Source organism: Arsukibacterium sp. (genome assembly GCF_041616895.1).
In the GTDB taxonomy this organism is placed as follows: Bacteria; Pseudomonadota; Gammaproteobacteria; order Enterobacterales; family Alteromonadaceae; genus Alishewanella.
In genome coordinates this window covers 1-22086 of sequence record NZ_JBFJPY010000041.1, presented here as the reverse complement: position 1 = coordinate 22086, position 22086 = coordinate 1, and the positions used below count along the sequence as shown (strand labels likewise).

Annotated in this window: 23 protein-coding genes; 11 read left to right on the top strand and 12 right to left on the bottom strand. The window is 48.7% G+C overall.

Features of this window, described 5'->3' with window-relative positions:
• Window positions 1-3 precede the first annotated feature (3 nt).
• The 4 genes from minD to ABY802_RS08830 all read left to right on the top strand — a co-directional run bounded on the left by minD (window position 4) and on the right by ABY802_RS08830 (window position 2938).
• Window positions 4-813: a septum site-determining protein MinD gene (gene minD, locus ABY802_RS08845; RefSeq protein WP_372626682.1), complete on the top strand. Its 810-nt coding sequence runs from the start codon at window positions 4-6 to the stop codon at window positions 811-813.
• Window positions 814-816: 3 nt separating this feature from the next.
• Window positions 817-1077, top strand: a complete 261-nt coding sequence (gene minE, locus ABY802_RS08840; protein ID WP_019675453.1) for a cell division topological specificity factor MinE — start codon at window positions 817-819, stop codon at window positions 1075-1077.
• Window positions 1078-1290: 213 nt separating this feature from the next.
• Entirely contained in the window at window positions 1291-1917 is a 627-nt protein-coding gene (locus ABY802_RS08835) for a TetR/AcrR family transcriptional regulator (protein WP_372626681.1), read from the top strand.
• 43 nt (window positions 1918-1960) lie between these two features.
• Window positions 1961-2938, top strand: a complete 978-nt coding sequence (locus tag ABY802_RS08830; RefSeq protein ID WP_372626680.1) for an MDR family oxidoreductase — start codon at window positions 1961-1963, stop codon at window positions 2936-2938.
• A gap of 337 nt (window positions 2939-3275) precedes the next feature.
• Here the strand turns inward: ABY802_RS08830 and ABY802_RS08825 are convergent, their stop codons facing one another.
• The 5 genes from ABY802_RS08825 to ABY802_RS08805 all read right to left on the bottom strand — a co-directional run bounded on the left by ABY802_RS08825 (window position 3276) and on the right by ABY802_RS08805 (window position 9355).
• Window positions 3276-3596, bottom strand: a complete 321-nt coding sequence (locus tag ABY802_RS08825; RefSeq protein WP_372626679.1) for a hypothetical protein — start codon at window positions 3594-3596, stop codon at window positions 3276-3278.
• 349 nt (window positions 3597-3945) lie between these two features.
• Window positions 3946-5331 (bottom strand): DUF4397 domain-containing protein, encoded by a 1386-nt coding sequence (locus ABY802_RS08820; RefSeq protein WP_372626678.1) that lies wholly within the window; start codon window positions 5329-5331, stop codon window positions 3946-3948.
• A gap of 135 nt (window positions 5332-5466) precedes the next feature.
• The gene (gene rnd / locus ABY802_RS08815) at window positions 5467-6621 is read right to left on the bottom strand and encodes a ribonuclease D (protein ID WP_372626677.1); all 1155 of its coding nucleotides are present in this window, start codon (window positions 6619-6621) and stop codon (window positions 5467-5469) included.
• A 45-nt stretch (window positions 6622-6666) separates the two neighbouring features.
• Entirely contained in the window at window positions 6667-8322 is a 1656-nt protein-coding gene (fadD, locus tag ABY802_RS08810; RefSeq protein WP_372626676.1) for a long-chain-fatty-acid--CoA ligase FadD, read from the bottom strand.
• Between the two features lie 172 nt (window positions 8323-8494).
• Complete coding sequence (locus ABY802_RS08805) at window positions 8495-9355, bottom strand: class I SAM-dependent methyltransferase (RefSeq protein ID WP_372626675.1); 861 nt, start codon at window positions 9353-9355, stop codon at window positions 8495-8497.
• Between the two features lie 221 nt (window positions 9356-9576).
• Between ABY802_RS08805 and ABY802_RS08800 the strand changes: the two genes are divergently transcribed.
• Window positions 9577-10881 carry an alkaline phosphatase gene (locus ABY802_RS08800; RefSeq protein WP_372626674.1) on the top strand — a complete coding sequence of 435 codons (1305 nt, stop codon included), beginning with the start codon at window positions 9577-9579 and terminating at the stop codon, window positions 10879-10881.
• 47 nt (window positions 10882-10928) lie between these two features.
• Here ABY802_RS08800 and ABY802_RS08795 read toward each other — a convergent pair whose 3' ends face one another.
• The 7 genes from ABY802_RS08795 to ABY802_RS08765 form a co-directional block, all read right to left on the bottom strand.
• Window positions 10929-11429: a chalcone isomerase family protein gene (locus tag ABY802_RS08795; RefSeq protein ID WP_372626673.1), complete on the bottom strand. Its 501-nt coding sequence runs from the start codon at window positions 11427-11429 to the stop codon at window positions 10929-10931.
• The gene (locus ABY802_RS08790) at window positions 11410-11952 is read right to left on the bottom strand and encodes a DUF2878 domain-containing protein (RefSeq protein ID WP_372626672.1); all 543 of its coding nucleotides are present in this window, start codon (window positions 11950-11952) and stop codon (window positions 11410-11412) included. Before ABY802_RS08790 ends, ABY802_RS08795 begins: the two co-directional genes overlap by 20 nt.
• Complete coding sequence (locus tag ABY802_RS08785; RefSeq protein ID WP_372626671.1) at window positions 11949-12689, bottom strand: SDR family NAD(P)-dependent oxidoreductase; 741 nt, start codon at window positions 12687-12689, stop codon at window positions 11949-11951. The genes ABY802_RS08790 and ABY802_RS08785 overlap by 4 nt, the downstream gene beginning before the upstream one ends.
• Window positions 12690-12775: 86 nt before the next feature.
• A complete protein-coding gene (locus ABY802_RS08780; RefSeq protein ID WP_372626670.1) occupies window positions 12776-13081 on the bottom strand; it encodes a hypothetical protein in 306 nt (101 codons plus the stop codon).
• Between the two features lie 62 nt (window positions 13082-13143).
• Complete coding sequence (tsaB, locus tag ABY802_RS08775; RefSeq protein WP_372626669.1) at window positions 13144-13830, bottom strand: tRNA (adenosine(37)-N6)-threonylcarbamoyltransferase complex dimerization subunit type 1 TsaB; 687 nt, start codon at window positions 13828-13830, stop codon at window positions 13144-13146.
• 1 nt (window position 13831) lies between these two features.
• Window positions 13832-15769: an ATP-dependent DNA helicase gene (locus tag ABY802_RS08770; RefSeq protein WP_372626668.1), complete on the bottom strand. Its 1938-nt coding sequence runs from the start codon at window positions 15767-15769 to the stop codon at window positions 13832-13834.
• A 106-nt stretch (window positions 15770-15875) separates the two neighbouring features.
• Window positions 15876-16115 carry a hypothetical protein gene (locus ABY802_RS08765; protein ID WP_372626667.1) on the bottom strand — a complete coding sequence of 80 codons (240 nt, stop codon included), beginning with the start codon at window positions 16113-16115 and terminating at the stop codon, window positions 15876-15878.
• A gap of 486 nt (window positions 16116-16601) precedes the next feature.
• Here ABY802_RS08765 and hisG point away from each other — a divergent pair, with 486 nt between their 5' ends.
• The 6 genes from hisG to ABY802_RS08735 all read left to right on the top strand — a co-directional run.
• Window positions 16602-17510, top strand: a complete 909-nt coding sequence (hisG, locus tag ABY802_RS08760; RefSeq protein ID WP_372626666.1) for an ATP phosphoribosyltransferase — start codon at window positions 16602-16604, stop codon at window positions 17508-17510.
• A gap of 2 nt (window positions 17511-17512) precedes the next feature.
• On the top strand, window positions 17513-18886 hold the full coding sequence (hisD, locus tag ABY802_RS08755; protein ID WP_372626665.1) for a histidinol dehydrogenase: 1374 nt from the start codon (window positions 17513-17515) through the stop codon (window positions 18884-18886).
• Complete coding sequence (gene hisC, locus ABY802_RS08750; RefSeq protein WP_372626664.1) at window positions 18883-19983, top strand: histidinol-phosphate transaminase; 1101 nt, start codon at window positions 18883-18885, stop codon at window positions 19981-19983. The genes hisD and hisC overlap by 4 nt, the downstream gene beginning before the upstream one ends.
• Window positions 19980-21050 carry a bifunctional histidinol-phosphatase/imidazoleglycerol-phosphate dehydratase HisB gene (gene hisB / locus ABY802_RS08745; RefSeq protein WP_372626663.1) on the top strand — a complete coding sequence of 357 codons (1071 nt, stop codon included), beginning with the start codon at window positions 19980-19982 and terminating at the stop codon, window positions 21048-21050. The genes hisC and hisB overlap by 4 nt, the downstream gene beginning before the upstream one ends.
• Window positions 21050-21643, top strand: a complete 594-nt coding sequence (gene hisH, locus ABY802_RS08740; RefSeq protein WP_372626662.1) for an imidazole glycerol phosphate synthase subunit HisH — start codon at window positions 21050-21052, stop codon at window positions 21641-21643. Before hisB ends, hisH begins: the two co-directional genes overlap by 1 nt.
• A partial coding sequence (locus ABY802_RS08735; protein WP_372626661.1) for a HisA/HisF-related TIM barrel protein occupies window positions 21640-22086 on the top strand: 447 nt, incomplete at its 3' end. The genes hisH and ABY802_RS08735, both read left to right, overlap by 4 nt.

Here is a 22086-nt window from a genome sequence, read left to right as displayed (position 1 = left end):
ACTATGGCAAAAATTATTGTGGTTACATCGGGCAAAGGCGGTGTTGGCAAAACCACATCCAGCGCCGCAATTGGTACCGGCCTGGCACTTGCCGGTCATAAAACCGTTATTGTCGATTTTGATATCGGCCTGCGTAACCTCGATTTAATTATGGGGTGTGAACGGCGGGTGGTGTACGATTTTGTCAATGTAATCAACGGTGAAGCCAATTTAAAGCAGACCCTGATTAAAGATAAACGCACCGACAACCTGTTTATTTTACCGGCCTCGCAAACCCGTGATAAAGATGCGCTAACCCGCGACGGGGTCGAAAAAGTACTTAACGAGCTGGCGAAAGACTTCGACTTTATTATTTGTGACTCGCCTGCTGGTATTGAATCAGGCGCCATGATGGCGTTGTATTTCGCCGACGAAGCGGTAGTGGTTACCAACCCGGAAGTGTCTTCAGTACGGGACTCTGACCGTATTCTGGGTATGTTATCCAGTAAATCACGCCGCGCTGAACAAGGCCTGGAAGGCATTAAAGAACATTTGTTACTTACCCGCTATAACCCTGAGCGGGTTGAAAAAGGCGAAATGCTTAGCGTGGAAGATGTTAAAGAAATTCTGGCGATTGAACTGGTTGGGGTAATTCCTGAGTCGCAAGCAGTGCTAAATGCGTCTAACTCTGGCCAGCCGGTAATTTTGGATAAAGACAGCGACGCCGGTCAGGCTTATCTGGATACCATAAAGCGCTTATTGGGCGAGCAAGTACCGTTCCGTTTTCTGAACGTGGAGAAAAAGGGCTTTATTGAAAGGATTTTTGGAGGTTAACTGATGTCATTACTGGATTATTTTCGCTCAACCAAGAAAAACACCGCCAGCACCGCCAAAGAGCGGTTGCAAATTATTGTCGCCCACGAGCGTAAACGCCGCAACGGCCCGGATTATCTGCCGCAGCTGGAACGCGACATTCTGGAAGTGATCCGCAAATACGTGGATATTCCGGCTGATCAAATTGCCGTATCGCTGGAGCAACGCGGCGATCAGATATCCGTGCTCGAGCTTAACGTTACCTTCCCCGACGATAAACGCTAAGCGCTAAACATCTGATAGCTAAATAATAAAGCCCGCTTAACGCGGGTTTTTTGTGTTATTCCCTTAATTAATCTGCATACTTTGGCTCACTCCCTTAGTTATGGGTTTTTAGTTTTACCGCCCTCTCATTTAGTTACCCGCTTGCAAACTGATCCAACATCGCCTACTTTAGACTAGCCGGTCTAATTTAAATAAAATGAGTATGAGCTATCAATGGACAACCTGAAACGCCGCCGAGGCAGACCTAAAATAAGTCAGGATGCGCCAGCCAATACCAAAGCTGTGTTGCTGCGGGCCGGCTTAACGTGGTTAACCACTACCGGCTTTAATCTAAGCAGTCTTGATAATATCTTGCGTTCCGTTCAGGTTCCAAAAGGCTCTTTTTATCATCACTTTGATAACAAGGAAGACTTTGGTTTGCAGGTGCTTGATCAATATCGGCGGTATTTTGAAAACAAGTTAGACCGCAGTCTTAAAAATGATAGTGTCGCCCCACTGCAGCGGTTAAAGAATTTTATGGCAGATGCCAGCACGAGTATGGCCAGATATGACTACCGCCGCGGCTGCCTTATCGGTAATTTAGAAGTGGAGGTAGCAACGCTACCTACAGCTTTTCACCAGGCTATTATCGATACTTACCATAGCTGGCAAAACAAAGTTGCCGGCTGTTTGCGCCTGGCGCAAGCACAGGGAGAAATAAGTCCTGATAAAGAGTGTCAATATTTAGCCGAAATATTTTGGATAGGCTGGGAAGGCGCGGTATCACGTGCCCGTTTAGTGAGCTCTGATATACCGCTTCACCAGTTTGGCCAGTTTTTTCTACAGCAGCTGCTACGTTAGTTTTAGCAATACTTCTCAGTAACTCATCGTAATGGAGAAACACATGTTTAAAGCCATCCTGATTAATAAAGACGAGCAAGGGTATCACTCAGTATTAAGCGACGTGGACGAACAACAACTTCCTGCAGGTGATGTTACCGTTAAGGTCGTTGCCAGTACTATCAATTATAAAGATGCCCTGGCAATAACGGGTAAGGCCCCGGTAGTACGCAACTTCCCTATGGTACCAGGCATTGATTTGGTAGGTGAAGTGCTGCAATCCGACTCTGAGCGTTTTAAAGTTGGCGATAAGGTCCTGTTAAATGGTTTCGGCGTTGGCGAAGGTCACTGGGGTGGCCTAGCTCAGAAAGCCCGCCTGAAAAGCGACTGGCTGATCCCACTGCCATCAGGTCTGGCACCTGAACAGGCTATGGCGGCAGGAACTGCCGGTTATACCGCTATGCTGTGTGTGTTAGCACTGCAAAAACATGGTATTACCCCAGAGCATGGCGAAATATTAGTAACCGGCGCAAATGGCGGTGTCGGCAGTTATGCCGTGCGAATATTAAGCAAAATGGGTTATCAGGTCGTTGCCGCCACAGGGCGGCCAGAAGAGAGCGCCTACCTTAAACAATTGGGCGCAGTGGATATTTTGGCCCGAGCCCAATTGAGTGAACCTGGAAAACCGCTGCAAAAAGAGCGCTGGGCCGGTGTGGTCGATTGTGTCGGCAGCCACACTCTGGCAAATGCCTGTGCCAGTACCCGCTATGGCGGTGCCGTTGCTGCTTGCGGTCTGGCTCAGGGGATGGATTTCCCGTCATCCGTTGCCCCGTTTATTCTACGAGGAGTAACCTTGTATGGTATTGATAGTGTAATGCGGCCCTTAGCTGATCGGGTGCAAGCGTGGCAACGCCTTAGTGAAATCCTAAGCCCCGAAGACTTTGACGTTATCAGTCATATTATTTCGTTAGATCAGGTTATAGAATCCGCTACAGCATTGTTAGCGGGCAAGGTACAGGGCCGGGTTATCGTGAAAATGTAAGAACCGGGATCGGAAGAAATCAAGTGAATCACTTTTCAATTGTTGGCTCCGTATCCCTTTTTCGCGCTTGTTAAAGGGCTACGTAGCATTATTGGCACAAACAGTCAGGTGTTAGCGGAGAATGGAGCCATCTGGTGGACTTCACATAGCGCAATAGCCGCCCGCTCCTCTTGTTTGTCCCCTTTACCACTATTTAAAATGGCAAACGAAACCGTTATCCGCTACCTGGCATGTTGATTTTTTTTAACATTTCAGATTAAAAATTGAAATATCAACTAGATAGGAAGCCTTATTAATGTGATATGCAACAGAATCAATAGGGTCCGGGTCATTGATTTCAGTGTTCAGCAAAAGTAGGAATAATCATGTTCTGCTCATAGCAAAGATTTTCCTCTAACTGGTCAAAAATCCACAGCAAATGACCAACCTGCAAATTATCGCGGCCCAGTCGGCATTGAACCCCTTCAATATAAGCATTAAATGCTGAGGCTACACCACAACTCTCTGCTTCCTCAATAGCCGTTTGCAGCGCGTTGGCACTAAGCGGAAGATGAGCACTTTTCCTGGCATGCGCTAAAGCCGAAAAATGTGTGAGGTAGTATCGCCAAAGCGCATAAGCCAATATCCCAAACACAACCACCATGAGTAACAATGACAAGTTAGTAACCTCAAATAAAAAGCGCTATAGGCTTGATTCAGTTTTCAACAAAAATCAGCAGCGTCAATGTCATTAAAAATCAATGAACCTGACCATTTTGATCCGTTAGTGCACCCAACTGTTATAACAATTTGCAGGCATACCAAGATCTTGAATTTCTAACTTAATTAAATTCACCGTTTGCGCGTCTTCCAGCACCGCCTTGTTCAACCAAAACAAAGCATCAACTTTTCTATTGTTACAGGCAAAATATTTAACCGCCATTAACCTAAAACCGGTTATGCGATCATAAAAAAACGCCCGCAATAGCGGGCGTTTTCTTCGGTAAACTGTCGACAGCGTCTTTAGCTTACTCTACAACAAAGTCATCCATTAATATTAACCCGACATCGGCAGTTAAACCTGCACCATCACGGGCGATAGCAGTGTAAATACTGTTCGCTTCCAGCGTTAACACTACCGGGCCAATGGCTGCCATTTTGCTACCAGCAGGTGTAACGGTTACCACATAATCGCCAGCAGCAAGTGATACATAACCTGTTTCTGCTTTAAAGGGTACATCTGCAAACGCAGGGTCTGTAGCAGAAATATCTTCCGTCGCGGTAACATAAATATCGACATTACCAGCTAACGTTGAACCATGCACAATCCGAACCTGTGCTTCGGTGGCAACACGACGCGGTGTATCCGCTAATACCAGTGCTTCAATGCTATCTTCACCCAAAGAACCCACTGCCAGTACACTGTAAAAAGCACCGGCTTCGAGGGTTAAGTCTGCATCTATCACCACCACACTATTATCGGCATCAGCAGCGACTTTTACGTTGTAGGTATCCGGTGCAACGGTATTGTAGTCGGTAAAATCAGGAAAGGATAATGCATCGACCAGAGTTATCGCATCATTAACAATAACATCTACTGCTGGGGCGTCAGAGACGTTATGCACTACACGTACCGAAGATGTTGCGTTGACGTCAAGGATGTCAAGCTCACTGCCATCCTGGCCTACTGCCAGCAATGAAATTGGTGATTCACCCGAAAAGCGAGTGTCTACTGCAGCAACAATCAAATCCGTACCCGCAGCTGACAAATCGAGGGAGCCACTGTCGAACACCACGGTATCAGTACCTGGCAAAGCGACACGTACCTGATACTCACCTGGGTCTACTTCAACAAACTCAGTGAAATCTTTATACATTAAGGTGGCTAATGGCGCGCCCAGTTCTGCATCGGGTGCAGTAACGTGAATATCCACTTCAGGTGCGGTTGAAGCGGCATGCACGACCTGCAGCCGGATTTTACCTGCAGCAACATCGTCAACAGTGCCGGTAACGACCAGCGGCTCCAGTGTCTCTTCCGCGACTTTACCCACAGCAAACACCGTGTAACGTACGGCTTCTTCAAGCGCTAAATCAAGCGGACCAATAACAGTTGCGGTAGTTTCACCTGGTAGAATAGCATCTACCGCCACACTGTAAGTTGTTGGCGGCAACGACAGAACATCCGATGCCTGCCCAAACATTAATCCCTCGATAACAGCAGAACCGTCGGCAAGTACATTAACATCTGGCGCATCTACTGAGGTGTGAACTACCTGTAAGGTGGCATCAACCACTGGTGGTGGTGGCGGTGGCGGAGTGGGTGTTGGTAGTGGGTCAGAGTCACCGTCTAACCAGCAGCCAGAAAGTGATATTGTTAATAAAGTGGGGACTGCAAATTTTAAAATTCCTTTCATGATCGTTACCCTTCAGTTATAAATTGCGAAATGTTTACGCCACTAACAATTGAAAGAGATCAGATTTTTTTTAATGCAGAAAGTTATATAAATCATTCAAATTTTTCTAATGATCTAAATTTACTCACCAAACGTTTACATCAAGTTTTTAATTAAATTTTGCACTTGAGCCGGTGCAGGCAAGTGCGGCAACAACAGTTGCTGACGCCAGCCGGATAAATATTCCGGTACTGGCAGCAATGCCCTTTCTTGCTCGGTTACCCGCCAACACCAGTTAAAATACTCATGTAATTGGCGTCGCACCGATATAAACGCTGCAGGTATGCCCGTGTTAGCTGCGACCTCTTTGATGGTACTGCCCAGTTCAGCCAAAACTGCTTTCTCACCTGGAAAATGTTCTACATAGTAGAACGGTTGCGGACACGCGTCCTGTGGCAGCTGCTTAGCATGTTCAATTAATTCTATAATGGTTTTAGCATGACGGCGTAAATCCCGCCCAGTCATGCCCGGAATATTTAATAAACTCTCCACCGAGCCGGGTTTACGTTTCGCCAGCTCAAGCATTTGAAAGTCTTTAATCACCAGGCCCAGTGCCAGATCGCGACTGGCAGCGTACTCCAACCGCCATGCTACCAGCTCGCGCAGTACGGCTAAGTCGCGGCTGCGCAGTAAGGTGCCATTTTTAATTTCCAGGTATTTTAACCGTGGAGGTAGCGGATTTGCTCGCCGCTGTTGTAATTGCTGCCCTTCTGCCAGTAACAAAGGTAGCAATGCCGGATCCTTAAACTGGGTCAGCAAATATTGGTAAAGCGGCAGCAGATAGGTTACGTCGTTTGCTGCATACTCCAATTGCTTTTCGGCCAAAGGCCGGGCCAGCCAATCGGTGCGTGATTCACTTTTATCCAGCAACTCACCGGTTGCCTGCTCAACCAGCCTGGCATAGCCAATACTACTGCCCAGGCCCAGCAACTCTGCTGCCAGTTGAGTATCGAATAGTGGCTGAATATGGTTAATGCCAATGGTAGCAAGCGCTTCCAAATCCTCCGTACAGGAGTGAAGCGTTTTAACGATGGTTTCATCTGCAAACAGCTGGGCTAATGGCTGCCAGTCAGTAATAGTCAGTGGATCAACCAGCGCCAGCTGCTTACCGTCAAATAGCTGAATTAAACCCAGTTTCGGATACAAGGTGCTCTGGCGGATAAACTCAGAATCAACGGCCAGTGCACTCTGGCCAGCAGCATTCTGGCAATACTGCGCCAGACTGTGGTTATCAGTGATCAAGTAACTCATTTATACATCTCATAAAAAACAAAACCGGCAACAGCCGGTTTTGGATCAATCACGCAGCTCGCGCCGCAGGATCTTACCAACATTGGTTTTCGGTAACTCGTCCCGGAATTCTACCAGTTTTGGCACCTTGTAGCCCGTTAAATGTTGTTTGCAGTGAGCAATCACTTCCTGTTCTGTCAGCGATTGATCTTTCTTAACGATAACAACCTTTACAATTTCACCGGACGCTTCATTCGCCACGCCAACGGCCGCCACTTCCAGTACTTTTTCATCCATTGCCACGACTTCCTCAATCTCATTTGGAAATACGTTGAAGCCCGAGACAATAATCATGTCTTTTTTGCGATCGACAATATAGAAAAAGCCTTCATCATCCATGGTGGCAATATCACCAGTGTACAACCAGCCGTTTTTAATGGTTTTGGCGGTTTCTTCCGGCCGGTTTAAGTACCCAACCATCACTTGCGGCCCCTGCACCAGCATCTCACCTGGCTCACCAATGGCAACATCATTACCCTCTTCGTCTACAATCCGAATTAAAGTTGAGGGGGCTGGCAAGCCAATACTGCCATTAAAATCATCCAAATCGAAAGGACTAAGCGTGACCAGCGGACAACACTCGGTTAAGCCGTAACCTTCCAACAAACGGGTTTTGGTAACTTTTTTCCAACGCTCTGCGACAGGGCGTTGCACCGCCATACCACCACCGAGTACTAACCTTAAGCGACTAAAGTCTAATTCGGCAAAACCGGGTGTGTTAAGCAAACCGTTGAACAGGGTATTAACCCCAGTGATAGCGGTAAACGGAAATTTAGCCAGCTCTTTAACAAACGCCGGCATGTCACGTGGATTCGTGATCAGTAAATTGGTGCCACCATACTTGAAGAAGGTGAAGAAATTCGCCGTTAAGGCAAAGATATGATAAAGCGGCAACGCTGTCACAACGTGCTCCTTACCCTTCTCCAAAAAGCTATCAAGAAACCCGCTGCATTGCTCCAGGTTTGCTACCATATTGCGATGCGACAACATCGCCCCTTTTGAAACGCCGGTAGTACCTCCGGTATATTGCAAGAAAGCGATATCTTCACCATTTATCTCTGGCTTTTGATATTTTAAATGCTGACCTTTTTCCAACACTGCATTAAAAGTGATGGTTTTACTTAAGGAATAAGCAGGAACCAGCTTTTTAACATGTTTCACAACCAGATTGACGATACTGCCTTTTACCAGCCCCAGCATGTCACCCATTTTAGTAAGAATAATGTGGTCGAGCCCAACCTGCTTTTCAACTGCCGCCAGGGTGTGGGCAAAATTTTCAACGATAACAATCGCTTTTGCTTTTGAGTCAGTTAACTGATGTTGTAATTCACGCGGCGTATAAAGTGGATTAACGTTAACCACAGTGCAACCGGCTCGCAGAACCCCCATTAAAACTACCGGATACTGCAATAAATTAGGCATCATAATGGCAACCGCATCGCCTTTTTTCAGGCCAAGGTCTTTTTGTAAATAAGCCGCAAAGGCTTTACTTAACTTGTCTAATTCGCGATAACTAATGCTTTTACCCATATTGATAAACGCAGTCTTATCGGCAAACTGACTAATGCTCTGGGTGAAGATATCGAGCAGGGAAGGGTAATGATCAGCATCAATTTCTGCAGGCACACCTGACGGGTAACGCTTTAACCAAACTTTATCCACCGTCCACTCCTTTCTTTTAAAGTTATTATTTTATAGTTATAAAAATGGCTGCCCGCAATAGCTTCTGATGCTTTATTGCTGGTTAATAAGCCTGATATTGAGTATTTACTCTAGCGCTAATCATCCCACAATTGCCCGTGTTGCACAATTAGCTTGCTGTCGTTCGCGCCAATCAACGTCCATTTGCCGGTTTTATGAACTTTAAGGTCATCCGATCACTTTCACCAATCGCCTGATACAGTTCGCGGTTATAATTGCCCAGTGCCAGAGTCGGTGGCAGGGTATATACCCCTTTTGGGTGGTCCTTGGTATCACGCAAATTTGCGTTTATTTCGCTGCGTTCAGCCAACTCAAAACCCACTTGCTCAGCTGCGGCAATTACATAGGCTTCATCCAGATACCCCTCAACAGCCACACTGGTGGTGTCAGATAAGGTGGCTGCACGGTGCTCAACTAACCCAAGTACGCCGCCAGGTGCAATAAGATCATATAAAGCTTGCAAGGTCGCAGATAAGTGCCCTCTTTCATCCCAGATATGGGCATTACGAAATGACAGCACCATATCAAACTGTTCCGCCGCTAAGGCAGGCTGAAAATAAGGAGGTTCGAATTCAACTTGTTGAACCGTTCCAAAATAATGCTGCTGCGCCGCAATACGCTCAGAAAGTTCAGCGCTTAAGCGCGCCCAGAACTTTGCTCTCTCGTCCTTTAACGTGCCGTCATCATGGCTGAACTGCGCAATAGTCAACTGGCCCTGCTCTTTTAGATAGGGCGCCAGAATTTCGGTGTACCAGCCACGACCGGGCCACACTTCCAGCACTGACATCTGGGGCTTTAAACCAAAAAAATGCAGCGTATCAGCAGGATGTCTGTACTGGTTACGGGCGATATGCTCTGCGCTGCGCTCGCTATGCAGCGCCAGCTCACTTAATTTTTGCCGCGGATCAGCCTCGGATGCCTGCGTTTGCCATACCAGGCTCACTGCAGATGTCAGTACTACTGCCAGTACTATGTTTATTATTATTTTTTTCATAGCTTCCTTTTACCACTATTCAGCTTGCTATACATCATATACGTAGGACCACAATACAACGCATTCGTTCTAAGATAGCCTGCCCTGGCGAAAATTGTCCAGCAAAACACCTATTTGATAAACTTAAAGTAAAATGATGTTTGCCCGTCGCAAGGCACTTGGTCGCCCTGCACCGTTGACGTAAACTATGTTTCATACCGAACACCATCAAGGTTTATACCATGCGCTCAGCCTTTTTATTTGTCACCTTAGCGAGCCTACTGCCATTAAATGCCATTGCCGCTCCCAAAAACATCATTTATATGATTGGCGATGGTATGGGGCCGTCGTATGTAGCAGCGTATCGTTATTATCAACACGACCCGGCAGAACCAGACATTGCCCCTACGGTTTTTGATGATTTATTGACTGGCATAGCCAGCACCTATCCGGACGATGATACTCTGGTAACCGACTCAGCCGCAGGCGCAACGGCTCTGGCTACCGGAGTTAAAAGTTATAACGGCGCTATTTCGGTTAACCGGCAACATATTCCCATCGGCACCATGATGCAATTAGCCAAACGGCTGGGCAAAACCAATGGCATTGTCGCCAGCTCGCAGGTGAATCATGCCACCCCGGCCTCATTCCTGGCGCACAGTAAAAGCCGGCGTAATATGAACGATATCGCCGATATGTATCTGGATTACCGAATTGACGGCAAACCTGTTGCCGATTTAATTATTGGCGGTGGCAGTAAATATTTTGTAAGGGAAGATCGTAACTTAATTGATGGCTTTAGCGCACTGGGTTACCAGTATACTGACGACTATGCCAAGCTTGATCGGATTACCCGGTTACCCGCGCTTGCTTTACTATCGGAAGACGCCCTGCCAGCAGTATTGAATTCTGATGTTGATAACATGCTGGCGACCTTGACGGATAAAGCGCTGCAGTTATTATCGGGTGCAGAAAATGGTTTTGTGTTAATGGTGGAAGGCAGCCAGATCGATTGGTGCGGCCACGATAATGATATTGCCTGTGCCATGGCTGAAATGCACGATTTTGCAAAAGCAATTGAAGTTGCCAAGGCCTACGTTGATGCCCATCCTGATACCATACTTATTATTACTGCTGACCATGAAACCGGCGGTTTATCTTTGGGTGCCAATGGGATCTATCAATGGCGAACTGAGGTTATCCGAAAAGTGAAAGCAACAGGCCGGGTCATTGCGAAGCAGCTGCAACAACTTGAAAATCAGCAGCAAATCCACAAGCATTTTACCGAGCTAACCGGGCTTGTCTTAGACAAAAAACAGTTGAATTTACTGCTGAAGGCACTTAAAGACGATGATGAAAAAGTAGCCCGCAGCCAGATTTTACAGTTTATCAGCGATGCTTCATTAACCGGCTGGACCAGCAGCGGCCATACTGCCGCCGATGTCCCGGTAATGGCCTACGGAAAAAATGCGGGCGAGTTTACCGGCTTTATGGATAATACAGAAATTGCCAAAAAACTGATTCAGTATATTCAAAACGGCCAATAAGGCTTTGCGCTACACGCCCGTTGCTCTGGTTAGCAGTAAAGCTCACACTATTCTGTGGCCAGAAGCTGGCGTCGTAATTTTGGTGCAGTGGTGTCCGGATGCAGCCAGATATCAAAAAATGCCGGCGCAAATTCAGGATCCTCGACCACTCCGATATCATCGCCATTAAAATAAAATTGAACCTGCCCCTGCTCAGTCAGCAGAGCTGCCAGCCGATCTCCCTCTGTAACATCACGCCATAATTCATCCAGAGTCGCAGCCCACGTACGCTGCTGTTGCTCTGTGCTATGGTCAAGCTCCTGCCACTGGTCTACGGTTGCGTCAATAAACTCTTTCTTACTAATATCCCGTTTATAGGTCAATTCCAACAGCAATGGCCTGGTTTGCTGGTAATCGCTGAAGGTACCATGCGTACTGGCTAACCTGGCATCATAAAGTTGCCAGAACAAATAACGGTAACTGCCCTCGCCTACCGTTTTCAGCTCTGGCGTTGCCGCAACCATAGCGCTAAAACCGAATATCAATAAACTAACTATCAGCTTGAACATAAAACCTCCGGCTATACCCTAATATCACCCCAAGCGAACCCCACACCAAGACTAGTACCACAAACGACCAGTGCGCCATCGGAAACTGTAACAGACCACCACTAAGTGCGGCGCCACCAAGGTAAGACAGTGGCCCCCCGGTTGCGCCCAGTAAAAACCCCAACCACCACGGACTCAAAAACCGCGACATGGTTTCAACAGCTGCCAGAGCAAATAAGAACCAGATTAAGATAAACCAGACCGGTAATAATGCGTTGTCACTAAACGAAATAATATTATTGCTTACCAGCACCGTGTCAATGACGACACCAGTAAGCCCAATTAGCAACACGGCCATTCTTGCGCGCGCCGGCAAACAGTAAACACCATATATGCCGTAAGCAATTGCCGGCGCAATAGCCCAGCTCTGAAAATATACCAATGCCAACCACGCCAGCTCAAACCCTATAATAGATCGCCAGTGAATGCCTTTGGGCGGATTTAAATACCCGGCAGTTGGCTCAGAAGTGCTGATATTACTCATTGTTGTTTCATCTTACTGGCAATTTTATTGCGCAGGTTGTAGGGTAATAACCCCAGCGTTTTTAACACAAAACTTAGCCGCCGCGGAAAACGCAACCGTGTTTTTCCATCGCTAATCCCTTTGAATATGCGCTTTGCTGCATCTTCCGGAGCCATCAAAAACGGCATTTCAAAGTCGTTTTTGCGGGTAAGCGGGGTGTCGATAAAGCCCGGTTCTATTAAACAGACGTTAATATCAGTGTCAGCCAAATCAACCCGCAAACTTTCAGCAAAATAAGCTACCGCGGCTTTACTGGCGCCATAAGCCTCAGCGCGGGTGAACGGGAAAAAATGAGACATAGAACTTACTATCGCAAGGGTGGGATGACTTCCTTTATTCAGCAGCGGCAGAAGATACCTTGTACAGGCAACGACACCCTGAACATTGACCGCAAAGGTACGTTCAAATGCGGCCAGGTCAAGATCTGTCGCCTCTACATATTCACAGGTACCCGCATTAAGAATTACCGCGTCAAATTTCTGGCCTGCGGGCAAACCCGCTGTCCAGTTCGCCAGGGCTACACTATCGGTAACGTCTAAACTTACCGGCTTTACATTACTATTACTTGCAGCCAGTTCAGCTAATTTATCGGCTGAGCGGGCCACCGCGAAAACCTGCCAGCCTTTAGCGGCATAATGCAGTGCAGTTGTTTTACCCATGCCAGAACTGGCACCGGTGATCAGGCAGGTTTTAGCCATAATACATCCTTATAATGTCGCTGCGTCGCAGCCGTTAAAGAGGTAATTATAAGAGAGTTACGGCAATTTCGCGCGACTGGATTGGCTCAGGCGTAAAGATCAACACCCAGTAATGACTGGACTTCGGCACGGCGCTGCTCATTTTGCTGGCTTTGATAAGCGGCAACAGCTTGCTGGCCGCGACTGGAATTCGCATTTTGAAAATTGTTTTGCTTGCTACGTTGTTCGCTATCGAGCAGGTTAATCGCTTGCTGACTAGCCCTGACACCTTCACCTTGTGGGGTAATTGACGGCTTTTCATCCAGTTGGGGCGCACGGCGCTGCTCTGTGCCAGCAAACACACTGGCAACATTAGCGGGAACATTCAGGCTTTGATTAACAGTCAGGCTCATAACAACTTCATAGTAAGCGAACTGGCTTAATTATAACCAGTTTGCAGGTTTAACCAAGTATTTTATCGACCTGGCAGCTTTTTCCAGCTTACCTCATCACGCACATACACCGGCTCGGCATTTTCTGCACTGACAAAATGTCCCTGAGTATAAGCACTCTGGGCTAATGTAAGCATATCCTGCGCTGATGGATACAGAATATCAGTAACGATCCGGGCGCGTTGAACCTGCTGCAACTCGTTGGCATAGGTTTGCCAACCGGTACCTACCGCAACCACCTCGCCCGTCAGGCCAAGTGGCGCAAGTTGTTGCGGCTTTACCGCCTGTTCTGCGCACAGTTGTTGTAACACACCGTCAGCATCCAGGCTGAAGCTGGCCAGGTACACCTCTGCCATGCGAGCATCAATAGCAGCAACAATTTGCTTTGCCTGATATAACCGCGCCGCAGCCTGAGCCATTGCTGCCAGGGTCGAGACCCCGTAAACCGGTAAGTCGGCACCAAAAGCCAGCCCCTGCGCCACCGAGACACCAATGCGCACCCCGGTAAAGCTGCCGGGACCGCGGCCAAAAACAATACCATCAAGCGCATTTAAACTCAGTCCTGCGTCCGCCAGTAAGCGGTCAATCATTGGCAGAACCCTTTTACTATGCTGCTGCGGACATACTTCGTCTAACGCGATAATCGTGTTCTGTTGTAACAATGCCACTGAACATGCTTCAGTTGAGGTATCTAATGCCAGTAACTTCACTTTATTGTTCCTGTCTGGTTTGTTGTAAAAATGCGACGGCTTCATTCAGCGAGCGACTGCGACGCATGGGCGGTAAGCTTTTTAAAAATACACTGCCGTAGGGCCGGGTCACCAGCCGGTTATCACAGATAACCAACACACCGCGGTCGGTAACATCACGTATTAGCCGGCCTACCCCCTGCTTTAAGGTAATTACCGCCTGGGGCAACTGCACCGTGCTAAACGGATCTAAGCCACGACGCTGACAGTCTTCGCTGCGCGCTTGTAACAAAGGATCATCCGGCGAGGCAAAAGGTAGTTTATCAATAATCACGCAACTTAGCGTATCTCCCCGCACGTCAACACCTTCCCAGAAGCTGCCGGTGCCCAGCAGCACAGCGTTATCCAGGGTCACAAACTGTTCCAGTAATAAGCGCTTTCCGGTGCTGCCCTGCACCAGTACTGGCTGGTTGATGTGCTCAGGAAGTGCCTGAGCCATCCATTGCAACATCCGATGGCTGGTAAACAAGAAAAAACAGCGGCCGTTGTTGGCTTTAATCAGCTTCACCGCCAATTCCAGTAAAGCCGGGCCCATTTGTTGCTGATGTGGTTCGGGTAAGTAGCGCGGCAGGCAAAGCATGGCCTGGCTGGCGTAATCGAAGGGGCTTTCCAGCAGTAAGGTTTGCGCTTCGTCCAGCCCCATCTGGGCGGTATAATGGCTGAAACCTTCATTGACAGACAACGTGGCAGAGGTAAAAATCCAGCTGCGCTGCCCTGCCGCCACGATTGCCTTAAAACGCTCAGCGATACTAAGCGGGGTTAAATGCAAACTGACATGCAACCGGGTAGTTTCGTACCACAAGCTTACGCCGGTTTGCTGTAAGTCCTGCATTTTCAGTAGACGGTTTTTCAGCTGCGCCAAACGCTCAAATACGCTGTCTACTGTATCGCTGCGCCCCAAACTCCCTTTTAATACCTGATACAACATATCGATCGCGTCATTGACCCGGGTCAGTGCGGTTTGCATCGGTGGTTGCTGCGCCAGGTCTCGCCAATTTCCACGGCCTGGTTCGGCGCTGAACAGTAAGCGCCAGTCGCGGACCAGACTCGCCAGTTTTTCCGCTACTTTGACCAACTGCGGATGGTCACGTAACTCTGATTTACACGCCAGCTCCAGATCGCGGCATAAATCCAGTAACAGGCGACTGGAAACCTGCTCACCAAAATAGTCACTGGCAATATCCGGCAGCTGATGCGCTTCATCAAAAATAATCACATCCATTTCTGGCAGCAGTTCACCAAAGCCAGTGTCTTTCAGGGCCAGATCAGCAAAGAACAAATGATGGTTAACCACTACTAAATCAGCAGCCTGCGCATTTTTACGGGCTTTGAGTAAAAGACAATCTTCATATACCGGGCAGTCTTTGCCCAGGCAATTGTCGGTAGTACTGGTAACGTAGGGCAGCGCTTTGGAGTCTTCCGCAATATAACTTAGCTCACCAATATCCCCCGACTGGGTCTCGGCAGACCATTTTTTGATCAGACTTAAATCCTGGATCAATTGCTCATCCTGAACCGGCACATGATTATAATGCTGCTCTAACCGAAACAAGCACAGGTAATTCGCCCGACCTTTTAACAGCGCAGTATGGATAGGGCTGGCCAGCGCCTGCTGGACTTTGGGCAAGTCACGTAAAAACAGTTGCTCTTGCAGGTTTTTAGTTCCGGTAGAGAGTATAACCTTTTTACCTGACAGTAATGCCGGTACCAGATAAGCATAGGTTTTTCCGGTGCCGGTACCTGCTTCCACTACCAACGAAGTATTTGCACTAATGGCACTGGCAACCGCCTCAGCCATCTGCAATTGGGCCGCGCGTGGATTAAAACCACTGATATTGCTGGCAAGTTTGCCTTTTACCGCAAACGCTGCAAGAACCTGTCTGGCCAGTGCACTCGTCATGGTGTCGTAAATACATTGTTTAGCGGGTAGATACTGGAGTTCAAGATAGTCACAGCGGCGCCTGCACGTTAAAAGAGCGCTATTATGCCTTTTTCAACAGAAAAAATCAGACAAAAATATCCAGATGACCATCTTTATCAACACGTTGTTCTTCTTCCGGAGTGGTATAGGGAGGTTCGGGATAGTGCTCATCCAGATTACCGCGGCGAGGCGGCGGACGACGTAGGATCAAAAACTTCTGTTCGTGTTGTTTTAATGGACTTAACCGGGCTTCTTTAAATACCGGGACCACCTGTCTGGGATCAGGATCGACCGGCGTCCCCGGCACCCGCGGTATAAATGGCATAAAGGCATCCATATTTGTCCCCTGATGAAAAGCCCCAGTTACTCTGGCGTTACTTTAGATATCGGCCTGACTGCGAATATCTTAAATTATTAACGCATTGACTATACAAGTTGACTGCATTTTAACCGCAAAATTCACTTAACGCTGGAGTTATGAAAAAATAAATTAATTCACCTTTTCGCTATAAAATTTATTATTGTTTACTTTCAAACAGTTAATACAAACTGCTATCACTTGTGATTTTCCAGGCACCCTTGCGCTTTTTCCACCACAAGGGTAACTTGTATAACATCTTAAGTCGCAAGAATGACAAAAATGCTAAAAGTTACCGCGCTGCACCATCATCACAGGTACTAGCCGTCCGAAATTTCGGAGGGCAGAGGTCTGGCGCTCCGGTGGTAACGTAACAAAAACCCCGAGCTCAGGCCCGGGGTTTTTGTTTATTATTGTGTTCATTTTTTTTCAGTTATTGTCATGGAGACCAATATGAATCCGGCAACAGAAAGTAAACGTTTACGTATCGCTATGCAGAAATCTGGCCGTTTATCGGTTGACTCGCAGGCTTTATTCACCAGCTGCGGCTTAAAAATCAACCTTCGCGAGCAGCGTTTGATTGCCCATGTCGAGAATATGGACATTGATATTCTGCGGGTTCGTGATGATGACATCCCTGGTCTGGTGATGGACGGAGTATGTGATTTGGGCATTGTTGGTGAAAACGTGCTGGAAGAAGAGTCACTGCAACGGCAGCTGGATAATGACAGCTTCGATTACACCGTATTAAAACGACTGGATTTTGGTGGCTGTCGTCTGTCAATCGCCATACCTCAGGAAGATGAATATCAGGGCCCGGCTTCACTCAATGGTAAAACCATCGCAACGACTTACCCAAGATTGCTTGGTCGCTATTTAAAGCAGCAAGGCATTCAGGCACGGGTCGTTAATTTAAAAGGCTCAGTGGAAGTGGCACCACGTGCCGGTTTAGCTGACGCGATCTGTGATTTAGTATCAACCGGTGCCACGCTTGAAGCAAACGGTCTAAAAGAAGTGGATGTGATATACCGCAGCAAGGCCGTACTGATCCAGCGTAAAACATTAACTGACAGCAAACAGTTAAAACTGATAGATAAGTTAATGCCACGGATCAATGGCGTAATGCAAGCCAATGAAAGTAAATACATTATGCTACACGCGCCCCGCGCAAAACTAGACGAAGTGATTGCCTTGCTACCTGGTGCTGAAAACCCGACCATGCTGCCACTGGCAGGTAATGACAGTATGGTGGCGATCCACGTGGTAAGTAGTGAAACCCTGTTCTGGGAAACCATGGAGCAATTAAAAGCGCTTGGCGCCAGCTCTATTTTAGTGTTACCCATTGAAAAAATGATGGAGTAAACATGGCAAATACTCTGGCTAGTGCTTCGACTACCCTGATTAACTGGTCACAGTTATCGGCCAACGCGCAGCAAAAGGCCCTGGCCCGGCCCGATTTGGCCGGCTCGGCGGGTTTAGCTGAGCAGGTCAGCGCCATTATTAACACCGTAAAGCAACAGGGTGATAATGCACTTCGCGCTTACAGTCAGCAATTTGACGGCTTAAACCATAATGCGCTGCGATTAAGTGACGGTAAAAAGCAAGCTATACTGGCAACGTTATTGCCCGCGCGCAAAGCGGCCATCGAACTGGCTTATGATAACATTCGTAAGTTTCATGCCGCGCAGTTACCACGGGATATCAGTGTCGAAACCAGCAGTGGTGTGCAGTGCCAGTTAAAAAGCCGCGCCATCAGTGCGGTTGGCCTGTATATTCCGGGCGGCAGTGCGCCCCTGCCCTCTACGGTATTAATGCTGGGGGTGCCAGCGCAACTGGCGGGATGTCCGCGGCCAGTGCTGGTAACGCCCCCTGGTAAACCGGCCGCTGATGATATCGCGCCGGAAATTTTATATGCGGCGGAGCTGTGCGGTATAACTGAAATTTATACCATTGGTGGTGCACAGGCTATCGCTGCCCTGGCGTATGGCACGGAAACCATCGCCAAGGTAGATAAAATCTTTGGACCGGGCAATCGTTATGTTACCGAGGCAAAGCAGCAAGTAAGCCAGGACGTCAGGGGTGCGATGATTGATATGCCAGCCGGCCCCTCAGAGGTGTTGGTGCTGGCAGATCACAGTGCTAACCCCGCTTTTGTGGCAGCTGATTTACTCTCTCAGGCTGAACATGGCCCTGACTCACAGGTGATCTTAGTCAGTGATAGCCTTACGCTTATTGAAGCAGTTCAAGCTGAAGTTGCGGCGCAATTGGTGCAGTTACCGCGTAAAGACATTGCCGCAGCCGCGCTCAGTCACAGCCGTTATATTTTAACCGCGGATTTAGACCAGGCTGTCGCCGTTACTAATGCCTATGCGCCAGAGCACTTAATTGTGCAAACGGCCAATGACGATGCGCTAATCGATCAATTTGATAGTGCCGCCAGTATCTTTGTCGGCCAGTGGACACCGGAGTCGGCTGGTGACTATGCCAGTGGCACCAATCACGTGCTGCCAACCTACGGTTACAGTAAAACCGTATCGAGCTTGTCACTAACTGACTTTTACCGGCGTTACACTGTTCAGAAGCTATCGGCCACTGGCATGCGCAACATTGGCCCCGCTATTGTCACGCTGGCCGAAGCAGAAAGCCTGCAAGCGCATGCCAATGCGGTAAGGCTGCGCCTGGCAGCACTTGATGATACAACAGCACAAAACACTATGATGGATGGAGAAACGGTATGACAGAGCAAACTGGTGCTGCAGTAAATACCCTGGCCAGGCAACTGGTCAAAGATTTGGTGCCTTATGCGTCAGCCCGCAGCAGTATGAGTGGTGGCGCGGTATGGCTGAACGCCAATGAAAACGCACTGGCTCCGGCGTATCAGCTTGACGGCACCTTTAACCGGTATCCATCGTGTCAGCCGAAATCTGTCATCAATGCTTACGCCGCTTATGCGGGTGTAGCGCCCGAGCAAGTGCTGGTCAGCCGCGGTGCAGATGAAGGTATTGAGCTGTTGATCCGCAGCTTTTGCGAACCAAACAGTGACAGCATTACCATTTGCCCGCCGACATATGGCATGTATGCCATAAGCGCTCAAAGTAACCAGACTGCGGTAAACAAGGTATTGCTACTGAACAGTGAACAGTTGGATCTGGACGGCATTTTTGCTACCCGTCCCAAACTGGTGTTTATTTGCAGCCCGAATAACCCGACCGGTGACCTGATCCCGGCTGCACAGATTATTGCCGTGCTGGAGCATTTTAAGGACAAAGCTCTGGTGGTGGTAGACGAAGCTTACATTGAATTTGCACCGGCAGCCTCGGTGGTACCGCTATTAAGCCGCTACCCGCATTTAGTGATACTGCGCACCTTGTCTAAAGCGTTTGGGCTGGCCGGGCTGCGCTGTGGCTTCACTCTGGCCAGCGCTGAGGTGATTAATGCGCTGAAAAAAATGATAGCCCCCTACCCGATTGCAGAGCCAGTGGCGCAAATTGCAGCTCAGGCGCTGTCGGCAGCAGGCATTGCCCAGATGCAACAAAGCGTCGCCACAATAAATGCGCTGCGAAGCGACTTTATCAAGCTGGCCAGTTCCCTGCCGGGGGTAGAAAGAGTATGGCCCAGTAACGCCAACTATGTATTACTACAAGTGGCGGATGCCGCAGACTGTGTCAACGCGCTGATCAATGCCGATATTCTGATCCGCAATCAATCCAGCCAACTTGGATTATCTCAGGTGGTAAGGGTGTCTATCGGCAGCGCCGCCGAAATGCAGCGCCTGGCAACGGCGCTGCAGCAGTATTTTTTAACCTATCAGCAATCAAAGAGAGAACATGCATGAGTGGCCAACCTATATTATTTATTGACCGCGATGGCACCATGGTGGAAGAGCCACCCGTCGACAAGCAACTGGATAGCCTGGAGAAGCTCGCATATGAGCCTGATCTGGTGCCAGCACTGCTGAAGTTGCAGGCTGCAGGTTACCGACTGGTTATGGTGACCAATCAGGATGGTCTTGGCACCGCCAGTTTCCCCCGGGACACCTTTGATGCGCCGCACAACAAAATGATGCAGCTGCTCACCTCGCAAGGCATTGTTTTTGACGATGTGCTGATTTGTCCGCACTTTGAACAAGACAACTGTAGCTGCCGTAAGCCAAAGCTGGGACTGGTTAAGGATTACCTGCAGCAGGGCAAAATAGACTTTACCAATTCTTATGTGATTGGCGACCGCCTGACCGACGTCCAACTGGCCGACAATATGGGCTTGCCGTCATTTCAGTACAACCGGCAAACCCTGGGCTGGCCAGAGATCACCAAGCGCTTGTTAAGCCGCGGGCGACAGGCCAGTGTGCGCCGGACTACCCGCGAGACCGATATTGAAATCAGCGTCGATTTAGATAGCAGCGGCAACAACAGTTTTAACACCGGCGTGGGTTTTTTTGACCATATGCTGGAGCAGATTGCGACCCATGGTGGTTTTTCGCTGCAGGTTAAGGTTGCCGGCGATTTACACATTGATGATCACCACAGTGTTGAAGATACCGCACTGGCGCTGGGCCAAGCGTTAAAGCAAGCACTGGGCAATAAGCGTGGCATTAACCGCTTCGGTTTTGTGCTGCCAATGGACGAATGCCGGGCTGAATGTATTCTCGATTTATCCGGCCGACCGTTATTTAAATTTGATGCTGCGCTAGGCGAAGGTAGTGTTGGCGGTCTGAACCTGGAAATGGTGCCACACTTTTTCCGCTCAATCAGCGATGCCATGTTAATCAGTTTGCACTTGTCGGTTTCTGACGGCAATAAGCACCATATGGTCGAAGGTCTGTTTAAAGCCTTTGGCCGCGCGTTACGCCAGGCCATTACCGTCTCTGGCGAAGCGCTGCCAAGCTCAAAGGGAGTGCTGTAATGCAACTGGTTATTGTTGATACCGGCTGCGCGAACATCAGCTCAGTGTATTTTGCGTTTAAGCGCTTAGGCACTGACGCCACCATCAGCCGTGAGGCAGCCGTCATTAAAGCTGCCGACAAAGTGGTATTGCCCGGCGTTGGCACGGCCCACAATGCGATGGCTCAGCTGCAGCATAGCGAACTGATTACTACCTTGCAGGGTTTGCAGCAGCCGCTACTGGGTATTTGTTTGGGGATGCAAATGCTGACAAGCCACAGCATGGAAGGTGATGTGCCCTGCCTTAATCTGATCCCAGGGGCCGTATTGCCGATGCAAAGTGCTGGCTTACGCCTGCCGCATATGGGTTGGAATACGTTACATAGTATCAGCAAACACCCGATACTAAAGGGCTTTAGCAGCAGCGATTATATGTACTTTGTGCACAGTTTTGCCGCAGCCCCCAGTGCTTATTCGCTGGCACAATGCCACTACGGCAGTGATTTTGCTGCAGTAATTGGCAAAGATAACGTGGCAGGCGCCCAGTTTCACCCGGAGCGTTCCGGTAAAACCGGCGCCCGCTTATTACAAAATTTTCTGGAGTGGCAGTTGTGATTATCCCGGCAATCGATTTAATTGACGGTACCGTAGTGCGGCTATATCAGGGCCGCTATGACAGTACCACAGAGTACCAGTTCAGCCCGCTGACATTACGTAATAGCTATGCACAAGATGGTAGTGATTGGTTGCATATCGTAGATTTATCCGGTGCCAAAGATGCCAGCAAACGACAGTTGGCGCTGCTAACTGAGCTGATGACGGCCTCGCCGCTGCACATTCAGGTGGGTGGCGGCGTGCGAAGCGAACAGGATGTTGTTGATTTACTGGATGCTGGCGCAGGCCGGGTGGTTATAGGCAGCCTGGCCATTCGTCAGCCAGAGCTGGTACAAAGCTGGATCCGTAAATACGGTGGCGAGCATATTGTGTTGGCGCTGGATGTCGCCATTAACGATAAAGGTGAGAAAACCCTGCCTTCTCATGGCTGGATTGAGCAATCG